This window comes from Tenacibaculum halocynthiae (assembly GCF_964512825.1).
GTDB classification, from domain to species: Bacteria; Bacteroidota; Bacteroidia; order Flavobacteriales; family Flavobacteriaceae; genus Polaribacter; species Polaribacter halocynthiae.
In genome coordinates this window covers 160,051-179,099 of record NZ_CAZELG010000033.1, presented here as the reverse complement: position 1 = coordinate 179,099, position 19,049 = coordinate 160,051, and the positions used below count along the sequence as shown (strand labels likewise).

General features: G+C 30.8%; 16 protein-coding genes. 6 read left to right on the top strand and 10 right to left on the bottom strand.

The window, feature by feature from the left end; translation table 11 throughout:
* Positions 1-84 precede the first annotated feature (84 nt).
* Positions 85-1,410 carry a hypothetical protein gene (locus ACKTTQ_RS13270; RefSeq protein WP_093870433.1) on the bottom strand — a complete coding sequence of 442 codons (1,326 nt, stop codon included), beginning with the start codon at positions 1,408-1,410 and terminating at the stop codon, positions 85-87.
* Positions 1,411-1,951: 541 nt separating this feature from the next.
* On the opposite strand from ACKTTQ_RS13270, the gene ACKTTQ_RS13265 reads away from it, so the two are divergent.
* Positions 1,952-2,887 carry a peroxiredoxin family protein gene (locus tag ACKTTQ_RS13265; RefSeq protein WP_408049462.1) on the top strand — a complete coding sequence of 312 codons (936 nt, stop codon included), beginning with the start codon at positions 1,952-1,954 and terminating at the stop codon, positions 2,885-2,887.
* A gap of 97 nt (positions 2,888-2,984) precedes the next feature.
* Here ACKTTQ_RS13265 and argH read toward each other — a convergent pair whose 3' ends face one another.
* The 9 genes from argH to ACKTTQ_RS13220 are packed head-to-tail and all read right to left on the bottom strand — an operon-like array spanning position 2,985 to position 11,747.
* A complete protein-coding gene (argH, locus tag ACKTTQ_RS13260) occupies positions 2,985-4,262 on the bottom strand; it encodes an argininosuccinate lyase (protein ID WP_093870435.1) in 1,278 nt (425 codons plus the stop codon).
* Between the two features lie 3 nt (positions 4,263-4,265).
* Positions 4,266-5,327, bottom strand: a complete 1,062-nt coding sequence (locus ACKTTQ_RS13255) for a M20 family metallo-hydrolase (protein ID WP_408049461.1) — start codon at positions 5,325-5,327, stop codon at positions 4,266-4,268.
* The gene (gene argB, locus ACKTTQ_RS13250) at positions 5,327-6,103 is read right to left on the bottom strand and encodes an acetylglutamate kinase (RefSeq protein ID WP_408049460.1); all 777 of its coding nucleotides are present in this window, start codon (positions 6,101-6,103) and stop codon (positions 5,327-5,329) included. Before argB ends, ACKTTQ_RS13255 begins: the two co-directional genes overlap by 1 nt.
* Complete coding sequence (locus ACKTTQ_RS13245; RefSeq protein WP_408049459.1) at positions 6,100-7,035, bottom strand: Rossmann-fold NAD(P)-binding domain-containing protein; 936 nt, start codon at positions 7,033-7,035, stop codon at positions 6,100-6,102. The genes argB and ACKTTQ_RS13245 overlap by 4 nt, the downstream gene beginning before the upstream one ends.
* Positions 7,032-8,171: an aspartate aminotransferase family protein gene (locus ACKTTQ_RS13240; protein WP_408049458.1), complete on the bottom strand. Its 1,140-nt coding sequence runs from the start codon at positions 8,169-8,171 to the stop codon at positions 7,032-7,034. Before ACKTTQ_RS13240 ends, ACKTTQ_RS13245 begins: the two co-directional genes overlap by 4 nt.
* Positions 8,168-8,968: a pyrroline-5-carboxylate reductase gene (gene proC / locus ACKTTQ_RS13235; protein ID WP_093870440.1), complete on the bottom strand. Its 801-nt coding sequence runs from the start codon at positions 8,966-8,968 to the stop codon at positions 8,168-8,170. The genes ACKTTQ_RS13240 and proC overlap by 4 nt, the downstream gene beginning before the upstream one ends.
* 11 nt (positions 8,969-8,979) lie before the next feature.
* Positions 8,980-9,957, bottom strand: a complete 978-nt coding sequence (gene argC / locus ACKTTQ_RS13230; RefSeq protein WP_408049457.1) for an N-acetyl-gamma-glutamyl-phosphate reductase — start codon at positions 9,955-9,957, stop codon at positions 8,980-8,982.
* Between the two features lie 3 nt (positions 9,958-9,960).
* On the bottom strand, positions 9,961-11,139 hold the full coding sequence (locus tag ACKTTQ_RS13225; RefSeq protein WP_299135655.1) for an argininosuccinate synthase: 1,179 nt from the start codon (positions 11,137-11,139) through the stop codon (positions 9,961-9,963).
* On the bottom strand, positions 11,136-11,747 hold the full coding sequence (locus tag ACKTTQ_RS13220) for a GNAT family N-acetyltransferase (protein WP_408049456.1): 612 nt from the start codon (positions 11,745-11,747) through the stop codon (positions 11,136-11,138). Before ACKTTQ_RS13220 ends, ACKTTQ_RS13225 begins: the two co-directional genes overlap by 4 nt.
* Before the next feature lie 898 nt (positions 11,748-12,645).
* On the opposite strand from ACKTTQ_RS13220, the gene ACKTTQ_RS13215 reads away from it, so the two are divergent.
* From ACKTTQ_RS13215 to ilvC, 5 genes are all read left to right on the top strand, one after another.
* Entirely contained in the window at positions 12,646-13,533 is an 888-nt protein-coding gene (locus ACKTTQ_RS13215) for a branched-chain amino acid transaminase (protein ID WP_093870444.1), read from the top strand.
* Between the two features lie 3 nt (positions 13,534-13,536).
* Entirely contained in the window at positions 13,537-15,213 is a 1,677-nt protein-coding gene (ilvD, locus tag ACKTTQ_RS13210; RefSeq protein WP_408049455.1) for a dihydroxy-acid dehydratase, read from the top strand.
* Between the two features lie 69 nt (positions 15,214-15,282).
* Positions 15,283-17,016 (top strand): biosynthetic-type acetolactate synthase large subunit, encoded by a 1,734-nt coding sequence (gene ilvB / locus ACKTTQ_RS13205; RefSeq protein ID WP_093870446.1) that lies wholly within the window; start codon positions 15,283-15,285, stop codon positions 17,014-17,016.
* A gap of 2 nt (positions 17,017-17,018) precedes the next feature.
* Positions 17,019-17,546 carry an acetolactate synthase small subunit gene (gene ilvN, locus ACKTTQ_RS13200; protein ID WP_093870447.1) on the top strand — a complete coding sequence of 176 codons (528 nt, stop codon included), beginning with the start codon at positions 17,019-17,021 and terminating at the stop codon, positions 17,544-17,546.
* A 35-nt stretch (positions 17,547-17,581) separates the two neighbouring features.
* Positions 17,582-19,048 (top strand): ketol-acid reductoisomerase, encoded by a 1,467-nt coding sequence (ilvC, locus tag ACKTTQ_RS13195; RefSeq protein ID WP_408049454.1) that lies wholly within the window; start codon positions 17,582-17,584, stop codon positions 19,046-19,048.
* Position 19,049 lies beyond the last annotated feature (1 nt).

The following is a 19,049-nucleotide window of genomic DNA, read 5'->3' as shown; positions in this document are numbered from 1 at the left end:
GTTTATTTATAGTAGTGCCGTAAAACCGCAAACGTTGTATTCAAAACAGTTTGCGGTTAATTTTTTTGATTTTATGTTTGGCTATTACGCGTTTACTTTTGAGTAATCGACTAAAAAGTTAATAGTTTTATTATAATCAAGTGGTTGAACATGTTTAGTAAAGCTAGCCCAGTTTCCTGTAACCCAACAACGGTAATATTCAACGTTCCATCTTAAATTATATGAAACGGAATCATTAAACACACCTGATGTTTCGTCTACCATCCAAACAGAAGTACATACAGGTTGAAGGTTTTTCTTGGCTAGATTAGGAACTGATTTTACTTGTCCTTTTTTCATAAATGGGCTTTTGAACATGTCCCACATAGAATTTTTTGTCTGTGATAGTTGAAAAGTCCAGTCTGCTTTTTTTCCACTAGAATTATTAGTAATTTCAAAATCTTTAATTGTTGTTGATTCTGAGCTACCTATAGTATAACTTGGTTTAAATGCAGGGTTTTCTGAAATATCAACTCCTACAGTAAAACTACTACTAGCGGTATATGTTGTTTCACCATTTACATTTTTTGGAGATGTTTGATAAGTTGTTATCTTACTGTTATTTAATGGTTCAAAATGTAGATCGATTTTGTTTTGAAAATAGCCTCTATTATAAGTCCCATCCCATTGCATTTTTGTTCCACTAGTAGGATTGAACCCCGCTCCAATAGTATTCATTTGAACATATTTTCGCTTCGGGTTATAAGATGCAACTAGAATAATTTCAACTAACATCTCGTTTTCTGCTTTTTGAGAAGAATCATATAAGTTAATTACGCTATTAAGAGGCACATGATATACTTTGTATTGTCCTACGGGTAAGTCTATTGGTGGAGTAGATAGTCGATTGATAGTTGATGAGGTAAATGTCCAATTTTCTTCTTGAATGTTTTCTTCTATCAAAAGTGCCATTTCTTCAAGATTTAGTATAACTTGTTTTGAATTAACATTCTTTTTGCTTGAAGATTCTACTTTACCTAATGTTTCTTGTGAAGTACCGTTGTTATTTTCAATATTAATAGTTTCTAAAGCAGAAACAGATTGTTGTATTTCACTTTCACTAATTATAGGATTAATATATGTATTGTTTTCATATAAGTGGACAATACTTAATTCAGCACTAAAACCAATTCCTAAAAAAGTACTCATTAACTCTTTATCTGTTGATTTGTTAATTAGAATAATTGGCTTACAGTTTTTTTTGATTTCATTTTTTTCTTTGTCATCTAATTCAGTAACGTGTGCAAGATCAATAAGTATTGCGTCTGCATTTTTAACAAGTTTATTGCTAAACTCTTTAATTTCAAATAATTTACCTAATGATTCTTTTATAGGGTGGTTTGTTTTACCAAGTAATAATAAATAGTTCATTTTTTTTTGTTTAATAGTTAGTCCTTACTATTATGGTTTTTCAGGATGTACCTCGTTTTTAATGTAGTCTCGGAGCTCTACTTTTAGTTTGCATTAAAAAAATAATAGCGCTATTAGTTTTTTTCTACGGTAAAACTACTTTTTAAAGTATCAAGAAGTAAATCAAATGTTGTGAAACAGTTTTTATATGTTGTAAAAAGGAATAAAGAAGGAATGGGAATTATTAGATTTAATGATGAATTCTCTAATTCCGTTTGGGGTTTAAAGTTTTCTAATATTATTATTTAACTCAATACCTTCCTATATTAAAAAGGATAGAATATAAATTTACTCTAATCAAGAGGATGTAACAAAATAAATAATTAATCGTCTCAATTTATAACAACAAGTTAATTCTCCATCACTGAAGAAGAAATAGGGAGTTTTAATTTTGCATTTGTGTTATATATAGAGCACATACTTCAGCTTTTATGGCTGAAGTATGTGCTCTTTTTTTGAGAGTAAGTAAATTAATTAATAATAAAACCAAAAACCTAAAAACATGAAACAAGTATTCACATTTTTAATTGTAATTTTTATAACTATTACAATAAAAGCACAAGAGTATTCTTTTATTCCTAAAGATTTGAAAGAATTACCACTTGAAGAATTAATGAAAAAAGGACCACCTGAAAATTTAGATTTAGTATTTTATGAAGACGGAACAAAAACAACTTTAAAAGAAGTGATGCCGTTAATTATGAATGGAATAGTGCTTCCTAAAATGTTTGTAGATAATAACAATAATTACAAAGCTCTAGTAATTGTAGGAGGAAGGTATTCTTTTTTACCTAAAGGTTTAAAGCCCATTTCTTCTGAAGAGTTAATGCGAAGAGGGTTGCCTAAAAAAATAGCACTAATTTTTTTAGATGATGGAACAGAAATTACAAAAAGTACTGCAAAAGAGCTAATAAATAACGGTAAGGCTATGCCTCAGATGTTTGTTGATAAGAATGGAGCTTTCAAAGCCTTAGTGTTACTAAAGTATAAAGACACATCAGATCCATACAAGGATATTAAAAATCCAACTGGAGAATTAGCGAAAAACTTTTCAATAGAAACAATAGATGGGAAAAAATATAATCTGAATGATTTAAAAGGTAAAAAAGTAGTTTTGAACTTTTGGTTTATAAGTTGTAAACCATGTGTTGATGAAATGCCTTCTTTAAATAAATTGATAGAAAAGTATAAAAATAATAAGGATGTGATTTTTTTAGCAATAGGTTTGGATAAAAAATCATCAATTAAAGAATTTTTAAAAATAACGAAATTCAATTATCAAATAGTAGCAAGTGGCGATGAAATTAGTAATCTTTATGGTGTTGAGGTGTATCCAACTCATTTTGTGATTGGGAAAGATTCAAAAATAGAGTATTTTGCTATTGGAAGCGGAGATCGTATTATAAGAAAAATTGAAAAAGCAATTAATAATAAATAAACTTTAAGTTTTATCTAAACAAAAAACCATAGTTAAAAACTATGGTTTCTTGTTTAGATGTCTTTTAAATATTTATTTAAGTTTAGATTAACTTCATTTATAAAGTTCTCATTTTTGTACGGATTTCATCTAAACATAAATTATTAATACTACCATGATGACTATGTTTTTTAGAGGTGTCAGGAATATAAGTTCCATTAGTTACTTCTTTACCTATTTTCTGATAGGCTTCTCTAAAACTTTGTCCATTTTCAATTAAGGTATTTATATTGTCAACAGTATATAAGTATTTGTATTTATCATCATTTAAATCTACGTCTTTCACTATAATTTGTTGAATAGAATAATCGAAAATGTCTAAAATGTCTTTAGTTTCTTCGAAACCAAGTATCATGTTTTCCTTAAGGAGTTGATAATCTCTATGGTAGCCGCTGGGTAGATTATTTGTTATTAGTACCATTTCTGTATGGAGGGACTGAATTTTATTGCATTTTCCTCTAATTAGTTCAAAAACATCTGGGTTTTTTTTATGTGGCATAATGCTACTGCCTGTAGTTAACTCATCGGGAAAGGAGATGAAATCAAAATTTTGACTCATGTACAAGCAAATGTCCATAGCAAAACGAGCAAGCGTATTACTTAAGCTTCCCAATGCCATAGCTATTGTTCTTTCACTTTTACCTCTGCTCATTTGAGCGGCAACTACATTGTATTTTAAGGTAGCGAATTCTAGTTCTTCAGTAGTAAAATTTCTATCAATCGGAAAAGAACTTCCATATCCAGCTGCCGAACCTAATGGATTTTGATCTACTGTTTTTAGTGCCGCATTTATAATATATAAATCATCAATTAATAATTCAGCATAAGCTGAAAACCACAATCCGAATGAGGAAGGCATGGCTACTTGTAAATGAGTATATCCAGGAAGAGTCTTAGTTTTATATGTGTCAGCTAACTCTAGCAACGTGTTAAAAAGAGTTTTAACTTTACTAGAAATAAACTGTAAATTGTTTTTATAGTATAAATGTAATGCCACTAAAACTTGATCATTTCTAGATCTAGCTGTATGTATTTTTTTCCCAACTTCTCCACAAATTTGCGTGAGGTCAAATTCAATTTTAGAATGAACATCTTCAAAGTTTGAATCAATTTTAAATGTTTTTTCTTCAATTTGTTGTTGTAAAATATTCAGTCCATCTACTAATAAGTTTAATTCTTTTTTTGTAATAAAATTAGTTTTTGCAAGCATTTTAGCGTGTGCTAAAGAAGCTTTAATATCGTATTTTGCTATATGTATATCTATTTCTCTATCATTTCCTACTGTGAAATTTTCTATTTTTTTATCTATAGATAGTCCTTTGTCCCAAAGTTTCATTTTTTATATAATTACGTTATTTAATAATTCAATATATAGCTGTATACCTTCTTCAATTTCATGTAAATAAATATATTCATCAGCTGTATGCGATCGTTTACTATCTCCTGGGCCTAATTTTAAAGAAGGACAATTTAATACTGCTTGATCAGATAATGTTGGAGAGCCATAAGTGTTTCTTCCCAATGAAATACCTGCTTTTACTAAGTCATGGTCAATCGGAATAGAAGAAGAATTCAGGTTTAGGCTTCTAGGCTTTATAAAGCAAGGCGCATTTTGCACTAAGTATTCGCTAATTTGTTTGTTCGTGTATTTATCATTAACTCTTACATCAATCACTAGTTTTACATTAGCAGGTACTGCATTATGTTGTTTACCAGCATTTATTTGAGTAACGGTTAGTTTGACTTCTCCTAATGTATCAGATTTCTTTTCAAAAGATAAATTTTTAAACCATTGTAAAACTTCTATGGTATTATAAATTGCATTATTGTTATTAGGATGTGCAGCATGACTAGGAGTTCCCTTAATTTCAGCATCAAAAACAACTAACCCTTTTTCGGCAATAGCTAATTGCATTAAAGTAGGCTCACCAACAATTGCTACATCAATTTTTGGTAAAATTGACAGTAAACTATTTAATCCGTTTGAACCACTACTTTCTTCTTCGGCAGTGCCAGCAAAAATGATATTATATTTTAAATTTTCTTTTAAATAAAAATAAGTAAAGGTTGCTAGTAAAGAAACTAAGCATCCACCAGCATCATTACTTCCTAAACCATATAGCTTCTCATTTTCAATGATGGCCTTAAAAGGATTTTTTGTGTATCCGTTGTTGGGTTTTACAGTATCATGATGTGAGTTTAATAATAAGGTAGGTTTTGATTTGTTAAAGTGTTTGTTTAATGACCAAACATTGTTAACAGTTTTAGTATAAGGAATATTAAACTCGTGAAACCATTTTTCTATTAATAGGGCAGTCTTATCCTCTTCTGAAGAGAAAGAAGGTGTTTCTATTAAATTTTTAAGCAATTCAATTGCTTTTTTTATAAGTTCTTGTTTCATTATATCTTTATAGATGTATGTGTTGTATTTTCTTTGAAAAGCATATCAGAATTACCTACACTGACTTTAGTAACCTTGTTATTAAGGGCATGAAAGCAATTATCTAGCTTAGGAAGCATACCTTTAAATATTACTCCTTGATCTTTAAGTTTAGTGTATTTAGTAGAATTAATGTTTTCTATAACTGAATTCTTGTTATTAATGTCAGTCAAAACACCAGGCTCTTCAAAACAATAGTAAAGTTCTGTAATATATTTAGTTGATAGCGCAATGGCTATTTCAGCAGCTATGGTGTCAGCATTTGTATTTAATAATTGTCCGTTTTTATCGTGAGTAATTGCACAGAAAACAGGAGTTACCTGATTATTAATTAATAAAATTGGAATTTGCGTATTTACTTTAATGATATCGCCAGCAAAACCATAATCTATAGGTGAAGAAGAGCGTTTTGTAGCTTTAATTGTATTTCCATCTGCACCAGTAAAACCCATACTATTTGTATTGTTAGCCTGTAGTTTTGCAATAATTTTCTTATTGATTTTACCAGCATAAACCATTGTAATAATATCTAATGTTTGAGCATCAGTAATTCGTCTTCCGTTAATCATGTTAACAGGAGTGTTCATTTTTTTAGCTAAATCTGAAGCAGATTTACCACCACCATGAATTAAAACTTTAGGACCTTCTAGTTGTGAGAAATTATAAAGAAAGTTATGCAAAACCTTTTCATTATTGATGATATTTCCTCCAATTTTAATAATTTTTACAGTTTTCATAAGTTCTCTAAAATTTGTTTTAAAACTATTTGAGTAGCATAGGTTCTATTATTAGCTTGTTTAATTACGAGTGAATTGTCACTGTCTAAAACTTCATCTTCAGCAACTACATTTCTTCTAATTGGTAAGCAATGCATAAATTTTGCATTTCCTAAGTTCTTCTTAGTAATCATCCAATTAGAAAACTTGTTTGTTGTTTTTCCATAATCTAAATAAGAACTCCAATTTTTAGTGTAAATAAAATCTGCATTTTCAAAAGCTTTATGTTGATCATGTTCAATTAAAGTATCCTTTGTAATTGAAGTGTCTAATTCGTACCCTTTTGGATGGGTAATTGTAAAGTCTACTTCCATTTTATGCATTAAATGCACAAAAGCATTAGCCACTGAATGTGGTAAGGCTTTAGGATGTGGTGCCCATGATAGTACTACTTTAGGTTTTTTAACAGTTTTGAATTCTGTAATTGTTATAGCGTCAGCCAATGCCTGAAGAGGATGGTCTGTAGCACTTTCCATATTAACAATTGGTACTTCAGCATATTTTATAAAATTATTAATTACAAACTCAGAAGCGTCTTTTTCTTTGTTTTTTAAAGAAGGAAAAGCTCTAATAGCGATTATTTCGGCGTATTGAGAAATAACTTTAGCAGCTTCTTTTATATGCTCAGATGAAGTTAAATTCATCACTGTACCATCTTCAAATTCTAAACTCCATGCATTTGAAATATTTAAAACACTAACATGCATCCCCAGGTTTTTTGCAGCTTTTTCCGTGCTCAGTCTTGTTCGAAGGCTAGCGTTAAAAAATAACATTACCAATGTTTTATTTTTACCAATAGAAGAAAATTTAAAAGGATCTTTTTTTAATAGAATAGCCTTGTTAATTGTTTCTTGTAAGTTGTTTATGTCATTTAAACTGGTGTATTTTTTCATGATGAAAAAGTTTTAAGTTCTTCTTTTAACGTTTTTATAAAAACATCTATGTGCTTTTTTTGTATTGTTAAAGGAGGTAGTATTCTTAATAAATTTGGATTTTTAGAACTTCCTGTAAATATGAAATGTTTATAAATAAGTGTTTTTCTCATTTCTGAGACAGGAAAATTAAACTCTAAACCTAACATTAAGCCTCTCCCTTTAATTGAAGTTAAGTGTGGTAATGATTTTGCTTCTTTAATAAAATAATTAGATACTTCTTTAACATTTGATAATAGATTTTCATTTTCTATTACTGATAAAACAGCTAAAGAAGCACTACAAGCTAAATGATTACCGCCAAAAGTTGTTCCTAGCATTCCATATTTTGCTTGTATATTGGGGTGGATTAATATGCCTCCAATAGGAAAACCATTGCCCATACCTTTTGCCATTGAAATAATATCTGGTAAAACACCGTGTTTTTGAAAAGCAAAGAAATCACCAGTTCTACCAAAGCCAGATTGAATTTCATCAGCAATAAGAAGTGTATCATATTGATTACACAGTTTTTGTAAGCCTTTGTAAAATTTAGTAGTAACTTCATTTAAGCCTCCAATCCCTTGGATAGTTTCAATGATAACTGCACACACGTCATTATTTTTGAGTGTTTTTTCAACACCTTTTAAATCTTCAAAATCATGGAAAATAACTTCTTGTTGAGAATTAATTGGGGCAACTATTTTAGTGTTATCTGTGGTGGCAACTGCAGCAGAAGTTCTACCATGAAAAGAGTTTTTAAAAGAAATTACTTTTTTCTTATTGGTATGGAAAGAAGCTAGTTTTAAAGCATTTTCATTTGCTTCAGCACCTGAATTACATAAGAATAACTGATAGTTTTTACAATTAGATTTGTTTCCTAATTGTTTTGCTAATTCAACCTGTAAAGGGTTTTTTATAGCATTGCTATAAAAACCTAGCTTAGAAACTTGTTGATTTATATTTTTAATATAAGTAGGATGTGAGTGTCCAATTGATATTACAGCATGTCCGCCATATAAATCTAAATATTTGTTGTCATTATTATCATAAACGTAAACGCCTTCTGCTTTTACAGGAGTGACATTAAACAATGGGTATACATCAAATAAACTCATATTTGTTCTTGTTTAATAGTGTTAATTTTATTGTAAGAGGCTACCATGCCTTGTATTAAAGCAGCACTTAGCCCTTTGTGTTCCATTTCGTTTAAACCTTCAATAGTACATCCTTTTGGAGTGGTAACTTTATCTATTTCTTCTTCTGGGTGATTTCCAGTGGTTATTAATAAATTAGCGGCTCCTTCGCTAGTAAACATGGCTAATTTTTGAGCATCTTTTGCATCAAATCCTAATTGAATAGCTGCTTGAGTTGATGCACGTATTAAGCGCATCCAAAATGCAATTCCACTAGCACAAATTACTGTTGCAGCCTGCATTTGATTTTCAGGGATAACAATAGAGCTTCCTAATTGATTAAAAATGGTTTCAGCTAATTCTATTTTATTTTTTCCGTTTGAGTTAGAACTGATGCAAGTCATTGATTTTCCAACTGCAATAGCTGTATTTGGCATTGCTCTTATAATAGGCTTATTATTGCCTATTATAGATGCTATTTTATGAATGCTAAAACCAGTTATGGTTGATAACAGTGTATGTTTATCGGTTAAAAGTGGTGTGATGTTTTTTAAAATATTTTCAAAGTGTCTTGGCTGAACAGCAAAAATTAAAATATCAGAATTTGTTACAGCTTCTTTATTATCAGAAGTTATATTAATATTGGTGTTTTTTTCAAACTCCTTTAATTCTTTGATGTTTCTTTTGGTAATATATAAGCTCGTAGTAAGATTATTACTAATTAATCCTTTAGCAATAGATTTTCCAAGATTTCCTGTTCCTATGATTGCGATTTTCATGATTCTTAGATTTAAAAATAGTTAGCTTTTAATTGAAGACCTTCATTTTCTTGAAGCCCAAGCATTAAATTCATGTTTTGAATAGCCTGTCCTGAAGCTCCTTTTAGTAAATTGTCTATTGTGCTTGTTATTAGTAGTTTATTTTGATGCTTATGTAAGTGAATTAAGCATTTGTTAGTGTTTACAACCTGCTTTAAGTGTATGTTTTCTTCTGAAATAAAAGTAAAAGCAGCCTTTTTATAAAATGTTGTAAAAAGGGCATTGACTTCTTCTATTGTTCCTTCAAACTTGGTATAGGCAGTAGCAAAAATTCCTCTTGAAAAGTCACCTCTATTTGGCATAAAAATCACTTCAGAATTAAATTGTTCTTGGCAAGAGTTTAATGTTTGATTTATTTCCCCTAAATGCTGATGAGTAAAAGGTTTGTAGTAAGAAAAATTATTGTCTCTCCATGTAAAATGAGTTGTTTTTGATAAAGAAGTTCCGGCACCAGTAGCTCCAGTTACAGCGTTAACATGTACATCATTTTTAAGTAAATTAGATTTAGCTAAAGGTAATATTGCTAATTGAATAGCTGTAGCAAAACATCCTGGATTAGCAATGTGTGTTGCTTTTTGAATAGCTTCTTTATGTAGTTCTGGTAACCCATAGATAAATTGTTTTTTATGAAAATGATTATCTTTTTTTAACCTAAAATCATTTCCCAAATCAATTATTTTTGTGTCTTCAGAAAAAGTATAAGTTTCTAAAAATTTTCTAGAATTTCCATGCCCTAAACATAAAAAAAGGACATCTACGTTTGGGTTAATAGTGTTTGTGAATTTTAAGTTAGTACTACCTATTAAATCTTGGTGAATGTGTGATATCTTATTACCTGCATTTGATGTGCTATAAACAAAGTTAATAGACACTTTAGGGTGTTGTAGTAATAACCTAACTAACTCACCTGCGGTATATCCAGCTCCACCAATTATTCCTATTTGTATCATGATTTATTGATTAACTTGTTGGTATATTTTATTTTGATTACCAAATATTTTTATAAAACCTTTAGCTTCTTCTGCTGTCCAACCATTATTTATTTCTCCATAACTACCAAACTTGGCATTCATTAAATCATGAGGGGAAGAGATTCCGTCAAGAGTAAAGTGGTAAGGTTTCAGTGTAATATGAACAACACCCGATACTTTGTCTTGACTACTCTGTAAAAAAGCTTCCATATTTCTCATCACAGGGTCTAAATATTGTCCTTCGTGTAAGTGCATTCCATAAAAATTGGCTAAATATTCTTTATGTTGCAATTGCCATTTTGTTAGCGTATGTTTTTCAAGTAAATGATGAGCCTTGATAATTAATAAAGCTGCAGCAGCTTCAAAACCAACTCTTCCTTTAATTCCAACAATTGTATCACCAACATGTACGTCTCTACCAATTCCAAATTTTGATGCAATGGTATTTAAATATTCTATGTTCTTTACAGAGTTATTTTCAATGTTATTAACAGCAATAAGTTCACCTTTTTCAAAAGAGAGGGTTACTTTTTCAGAACTAGTGTTTTTTAATTGTGAAGGATAGGCGGTTTCAGGTAATGGGTTAATTGAAGTTAGTGTTTCTTCTCCTCCAACACTAGTTCCCCATAATCCTTTATTTATAGAATATTTTGCTTTTTCCCAAGAAGTATTAATTCCATTATCTTTTAAGTATTTAATTTCTTCTTGTCTAGATAAATTTTGATCTCTAATAGGAGTTATAATTTTAATTTCGGGTGCTATAATTTGAAAAATCATATCAAATCTTACCTGATCATTTCCTGCACCAGTACTACCATGCGCAATAAATTTAGCATCAATGCTTTTAGCATAGTTCACAATTTCTATGGCTTGTATAATTCTTTCAGCACTAACAGAAAGAGGGTAGGTGTTGTTTTTTAGTACATTACCAAAAATTAAATATTTAATTACTTTATTATAAAAAGTATGAATAGCATTAATGTTTTGATAAGTACTTACCCCCATCTTATAAGCATTCTCTTCAATTTTTTTTATTTCCTCCGAAGAAAAACCACCTGTGTTTACACTAACAGCATGTACATCGTACCCTTGTTTAGATAAGCTAACTGCGCAATACGAAGTGTCTAATCCACCGCTATAAGCGATTACTAATTTTTTCATTTGTTGTTCTTTTTTAAATAAATATTTTCCTTGATTTTTTTTAACCTTTGAAATACTTTCTTCTTTACTTTATTTTTTGAAGTTTTAGTACTAGGATCGTATAGCATTCCAGTGCATAAACACATTTTTTGCTGTGTTCTTTGAAGAATGTCGTAGTTTATACAAGTTTTACAGCCTTTCCAAAAAGATTGATCATCAGTTAATTCAGAAAAGGTAACAGGCTTATATCCTAAATTACTGTTCATGTTTATAACTGCTAAACCTGTGGTTATACTGAAAACTTTAGCATTAGGGAATTTGGATCTAGATAAATTAAAAATGGTTTCTTTAATTTTTTTTGCAAGCCCAATCCCCCTGTAGTTTGGATGAACAATTAAACCAGAATTAGCAACAAATTCGCCATGTTCCCAAAGCTCTATGTAGCAAAAACCAGCAAATTTATGCCCATCTAAAGCTATAACTGCATTTCCGTTTTCTAGTTTTGTAACTATGTATTCAGGTTTACGTTTAGCGATACCTGTACCTCTTATTTTTGCTGCATTATCAATTGTTTCACAAATGATTTCAGCGTATTTACTATGAGTTTGATTAGCAATAACAACTTTCATTGAAATTGATTTTTAATGAATACTTTTATTGAATAATGTTTTTAGAATAGAACCGGACTCACCTAAGTTCTGTAAATAAGTAATCACCCTTACGGGCGAGGTCGAGTATAAAAAAAGCGCACTGAAAAATTACTGTTATATACAGTAATAATGCTTAGTAATAAGATGTAAGTGTAGATTATGGAAATCAAAATATAAAAATAAAATTATACAATACTCAGTTTTAAAAATGAAGATTTAGTGCTGGTAAGAATTACCGCACTAATAAACTGGGTGTATTATTGTATGTTTTATTTATTTGCATAACGTTGCAAATCTATCAAAATTTAATTTTAATATCCTAATAAAAAGAGAAAAAATAATAAAAATATTTAAATATCAGTCATTTAAACAAATGGTTGATATTTGTTTAAAAATAATATTTTTTAAAATAAATTTGGAAAAGCAATAAATAATTTACAATATTTGTAACCAATATGAGTAAACAAGTATTAAATATTATTTCTATTATTATTGTCGTTGTGATTATTTCACAAGGATAGGGGAAGAATATTTAAAAAAATAAATAAAATTTTAAAAGGCTTCCTAAATATTTAGGAAGCCTTTTTTGTTAGAATAAAATGAATCAATTTTTAAACATAGTAGTAATTATCATTATTGTCATTATTAGCTCACCACCGAGTTGATGCAGATAGCTATTGTGTAAAAAGAAGCCTGTATCAATTTAATTGATGCAGGCTTTTTTTTGTTTAATGACTGTCATTTGAATATTTAGTTAATTTAGTAGTTATTAAGCACTTATGTTAATTTTGTAAGAAATGAGAATCATTATGTTATTAAAAATAGAGGAAAAACAATAAACCGATAAAATAATTTTGAAAAACAAAACAACTAGAAGATGTATTACAATGATGAAACTGTAATTTTTTACAACGGAAAATTTGTTAAAGCTAAAGAGGCTTCAGGTAATTTGTATGGGCAAACTTTACATTATGGAAATGGAGTTTTTGAAGGGATAAGAGCCTATGAAACTTCTGAAGGAACTAAGATATTTAAAGCTTTAGAGCATTATAAGCGTTTGCTATATGGGGTAGAAGTTATGGATATAGATTTTAATTATACTGAAGAAGAATTAACAAAAATAACGTATGAGTTGTTAGAAAGGAATAATTTAAAAGATGCTTACATCCGTCCACTTGTTGTGACTGGAGAGAATATGGGTGTCTTTTCAGCTAAAGGTTCTGATTTAATAATACAGTGTTGGAAGTGGGATAAGTTAATGGGAGATGAACTATTGCGTGTGAAAACTTCTAGATTTCAGAGACCTAATCCTAAATCATGTTTTGTTGAAGCCAAAATAACGGGGCACTATATTAATTCAATATTAGCAAGTAATGAGGTTAAAAAGGAAGGGTATGATGAATCATTATTATTAGATATGAATAATAATGTGGCAGAATGTTCAGGGGCTAATATTTTTATGGAAAAAGAAGGGGTTTTATATACGCCACCAAGAGGGCATATTATGGCAGGAATAACTAGATCTACTGTTATAGATTTATGTAAAGAAGTAGGAATTTCAGTTGTAGAGAAACATTTTACACTAAAAGAATTAAAAGAATCTGATAGTGCTTTTTTTACAGGAACCGCAGCTGAGGTTGTAGGATTGAAATCACTAGATGAGTATCAATTTCCTTTAGAATGGAAAAACTCTCAAGGAAATAAATTAATGAAATTATATAAAAATGAAGTTTTAGGACTTCGTAAAAAATGTTTAACAAATTAAGAAATGGAGTTAAATAAATTTAGTAAGCAAGTAACTCAAGATGATACACAGCCAGCGGCACAAGCAATGCTTCATGCTATTGGTTTGTCAAATGAAGATTTACAAAAGCCTCTAGTAGGTATTGCAAGTACAGGATACGAAGGAAATCCGTGTAATATGCATTTAAATGATTTAGCTAAATTAGTTAAAAAAGGAACTGAAAATAAAGATTTAATTGGTTTGATATTTAACACTATAGGTGTTTCTGATGGGATATCAATGGGAACGCCAGGAATGCGTTTCTCTTTACCATCACGTGATGTTATTGCCGATTCTATGGAAACAGTGGTACAAGCCATGTCTTATGATGGGTTAGTAACAGTTGTTGGGTGTGATAAAAATATGCCAGGTGCGTTAATGGCTATGTTGCGCTTAAACCGACCTTCTGTTTTAGTATATGGAGGTACAATTGCATCTGGGTGTCATGAAGGTAAGAAGTTAGATGTAGTTTCTGCTTTTGAAGCTTGGGGAGAAAAAGTAGCTGGTACTATTGATAATGAAGAGTATCAAAGTGTTATTGAGAAAGCATGTCCTGGAGCAGGTGCTTGCGGTGGAATGTATACAGCAAATACTATGGCGTCAGCTATTGAAGCTTTAGGAATGAGTTTACCATACAATTCATCAAATCCAGCAATTAGCCAAAATAAAGAAGATGAATGTGTGAAAGCAGGAGAAGCTTTGCGTGTGTTGTTAGAGAAAGATATAAAGCCTTCAGATATTGTTACTAAAAAATCACTTGAAAATGCCATTCGATTGGTTACAATAATGGGAGGGTCAACTAATGCAGTATTGCATTTCTTAGCGATAGCAAAAGCTGCTGATGTGAAATTTACTTTAAAGGATTTTCAACGTATTTCTGATGAGACTCCGTTTTTGGCAGATTTAAAACCAAGTGGTAAGTATTTAATGGAAGATGTTCATGCTGTGGGTGGTGTGCCAGCGGTTTTAAAATACTTATTAAAAGAAGGACTTTTGCATGGAGAATGCTTAACGGTTACTGGTAAAACATTAGCAGAAAATTTAGCAGATGTTCCTGGTTTAGTAGAAAATCAAGATGTAATTAAGCCAATAGAAAATCCAATAAAAACTACTGGTCATTTAAGAATGCTATATGGAAATTTAGCAGAAGAAGGTTCAGTAGCAAAAATTACCGGTAAAGAAGGATTATCATTTAGAGGTAGAGCTAAAGTTTTTGAAGGTGAATATGCTACTAATGATGGAATAAGAGAAGGAAAAGTAGAAAAAGGAGATGTAGTTGTTATACGTTATGAAGGACCAAAAGGTGGTCCAGGTATGCCTGAAATGTTAAAACCTACAGCTGCAATAATGGGAGCTGGCTTAGGTAAGGATGTAGCCTTAATAACCGATGGGCGTTTTTCAGGAGGAACTCATGGTTTTGTAGTTGGTCATATTACCCCAGAAGCACAGGATGGAGGAGCTATTGCTTTGGTTGAAGATGGAGATATGATTTCTTTGAATGCTGAAACAAACACAATTACATTAGAAGTTTCTGATGAAGAACTTAAAGAACGTAAAAATAAATGGGTAGCTCCACCTTTAAAAGTAAATAGAGGGGTATTGTATAAATATGCAAAAACAGTTGCGTCTGCATCTAATGGATGTGTAACTGATGAGTTTTAAATATTAGTATAAAAAAATATAATAACAAGAAGCTTATAGCCAAAAGCTAGTAGCATAAAGCAAAATAAAATGGCAACAAAAACTAAAGAACAAACAGAACAAAAAACAAATCAAACAGAAAAAATATCAGGTGCTGAAGCTGTTATTAAATGTTTACTTGCTGAGGGAGTAGATACATTGTATGGCTACCCTGGTGGAGCAATTATGCCAGTGTATGATGAGCTGTATAAGTATCAAGATCAACTTCATCATGTGTTAACGCGCCATGAACAAGGAGCTACACATTCAGCACAAGGTTATGCTAGAGTATCTGGGAAAGTAGGAGTTGCTATTGCAACATCTGGTCCTGGAGCTACTAATTTGATAACAGGAATTGCTGATGCACAAATAGATTCTACACCTATGGTTTGTATTACTGGTCAAGTAGGGGCGCATCTTTTAGGAACTGATGCATTTCAAGAAACTGATATTGTTGGGATCTCGACTCCAGTTACTAAATGGAATTATCAAATAACAAAAGCAAGTGAGATTCCAGAAATAATGGCAAAAGCATTTTACTTAGCTCGATCTGGACGTCCTGGGCCTGTTTTAGTAGATATAACAAAGAATGCTCAATTTGAAGAGTTTGACTTTTCATATAAAAAATGTACTTCTGTAAGAAGTTACAGAGCTAAACCTGATGTGAATGAAGTTAAACTTCAAGAAGCTGCGACTTTAATAAATGAGGCAAAAAAACCAATGGTTGTTTTTGGTCAAGGGGTTATTTTAGGTCAAGCAGAAGAAGAGTTTAAAGCATTTATAGAAAAAGCGAATTTACCGTCAGCATGGACAATTTTAGGGTTGTCTGCTTTACCTACATCACATCCATTAAACGTTGGAATGGTTGGGATGCATGGTAATTATGGACCTAACAGGCTAACAAATGAATGTGATTTGTTAATCGCTATAGGTATGCGTTTTGATGATCGTGTTACTGGTGATTTAAGTAGGTATGCTACGCAGGCTAAAGTTATACATTTTGAAATAGATCCAGCTGAGGTAGATAAAAATGTAAAAACTGAAGTTGCTGTTTTGGGTGATGCAAAAGAAAGTTTGCAAAAAATATTGCCTTTAATTAATGAGAATTCTCACGAAGAATGGTTGGGAGAGTTTAAAAAGCATGATGCTGTTGAGTTTGATAAAGTAAAGAAAGATGTTTTATATCCTGAAAAAGAAGGATTAACAATGGGAGAAGTGATGAAAGAAATTAATAATGCTTCTGGAGGAGACGCTGTTATTGTTTCTGATGTAGGTCAACATCAAATGTTTGCCTGTCGTTATGCTGAGTTTAATCAAACTAAAAGTAATATAACATCAGGAGGCCTTGGAACTATGGGATTTGCTTTACCTGCGGCTATTGGAGCTAAAATGGGGGCGCCTGAACGAGAGGTTGTTGCGGTTATTGGAGATGGTGGATATCAAATGACTATTCAAGAACTAGGTACTATTTTACAAACAAAAGCAGCTGTTAAAATAGTAGTACTTAATAATGAGTTTTTAGGTATGGTACGTCAGTGGCAACAATTGTTTTTTGACAAAAGGTATGCCTCTACTGAAATGGTTAACCCTGATTTTATTGCCATAGCAAAAGGATATCATTTAAAAGCAAATAGAGTAACTAAAAGAGAAGATTTAGCAAGTTCAGTTCAAGAAATGATGCAGTCAGAAGAAGCATTTTTCTTGGAGGTTTGTGTAGAAAAGGAAGATAATGTATTTCCAATGATACCAACAGGGGCTTCAGTTTCAGATATAAGATTAGAGTAATTATGGATACTAAACAAACATATACCATATCAATATATACCGAAAATAATATTGGTTTATTGAATAGAATTTCAGCAATATTTCAAAGAAGACATTTAAATGTTGAGAGTGTAAATGTTTCAAAATCAGAAATAAAAAGCGTTTCTAGATTTACACTTTTAGTAAAACTGACTGAAGATGAAGTTAAAAAGATAATAGGGCAAATAGAAAAGCAAGTAGAAGTTATTAAAGCATTTTATCACACTGATGATGAAACTATTTATCAAGAATCTTGTTTATTTAAGTTGAGTACTGATTTGTTAACAGATAATGATGAAATTCAAAAAATAATAAATGGAAGTAAATCAAGAGTTATAAATATTAATAAAGACTTTTTTGTACTTGAGAAATCTGGTTCTAAAGAAGAGGTTGAAGAGCTTTATCATATTTTAGATAAGCATGGAATCATGCAATTTGTTCGTTCGGGTAGAATTGCAATTACAAAAAAGGAAATGCCAGTTTCTGAGATGTTAAAAGCATTAGAAAAATAAATACAATAAATAAAATTTTATATAATAAACAAACAATGGAAAATTATTTTAACCAACTACCTTTAAGGGAACAACTAGCTCAATTAGGTAAATGTAGATTTATGGAATCTTCAGAATTTGAAGATGGAATTGAAGCTTTAAAAGGAAAAAAAGTTGTAATAGTTGGATGTGGAGCACAAGGTTTAAATCAAGGTTTAAATATGCGTGATTCTGGTTTAGATATTTCTTATGCATTACGTGATGCAGCAATTAAAGAACAACGTCAGTCGTATAAAAATGCTACTGAAAATGGATTTTCTGTAGGATCATATAGTGAGTTAATATCAATTGCTGATTTAGTGTGTAATTTAACACCAGATAAACAACATACTAATGTTGTAAAAACTGTAATGCCATTAATGAAATCTGGTGCTACATTAACTTATTCACATGGGTTTAATATTGTTGAAGAAGGAATGCAGGTACGTAAGGATTTAACCGTAATTATGGTGGCTCCAAAGTGTCCAGGAACGGAAGTTCGTGAAGAGTATAAAAGAGGTTTTGGGGTACCAACTTTAATAGCAGTTCATCCTGAGAATGATCCTGAAAGTAAAGGGTTGTCTCAAGCTAAAGCATATGCATTTGCTACAGGGGGTCATAGAGCTGGTGTATTAGAGTCATCTTTCGTCGCTGAGGTGAAATCAGATTTAATGGGAGAACAAACAATTCTATGTGGAGTGTTGCAAACTGGAGCAATTTTATCGTTTGATAAAATGGTTGAAGAAGGTATTGAACCTGGGTATGCTGCTAAGTTGATTCAATTTGGATGGGAAACTATTACTGAGGCTTTAAAGCATGGAGGTATCACTAATATGATGGATAGGTTGTCAAACTCAGCAAAAATAAAAGCTTTTCAAGTGTCAGAAGAGTTAAAAACAATAATGCGTCCGTTGTTTTATAAGCACATGGATGATATAATGTCTGGGCATTTCTCAAAAACGATGATGGAAGATTGGAGTAATGATGATAAAAACCTATTAAGTTGGAGGTCAGCTACTGGTGAAACTGCTTTTGAAAAAACAAAAATTACTGATGAGGAAATTTCTGAGCAAGAGTACTTTGATCACGGTACATTATTAGTTGCTTTTGTAAGAGCAGGTGTTGAGTTGGCTTTTGAATCTATGACAGAGGCGGGAATTATTGAAGAGTCTGCTTATTATGAGTCATTACATGAAACTCCATTAATAGCAAATACTATAGCACGTAAGAAACTTTATGAAATGAATAGAGTAATTTCTGATACTGCTGAATATGGTTGTTACTTATTTGATCATGCATGTAAGCCTTTATTAACTGAATTCATGAAAACTGTTACAACTGATATTATAGGTAAGCCATATAAAGGAACAGGTAAAGTTGATAACCAAGAATTAATAGCTGTAAATAAAGCTTTAAGAAATCACCCGGTTGAGAAAATAGGTGAAACTTTAAGGGCTTCAATGACAGCTATGAAACAATTATAAT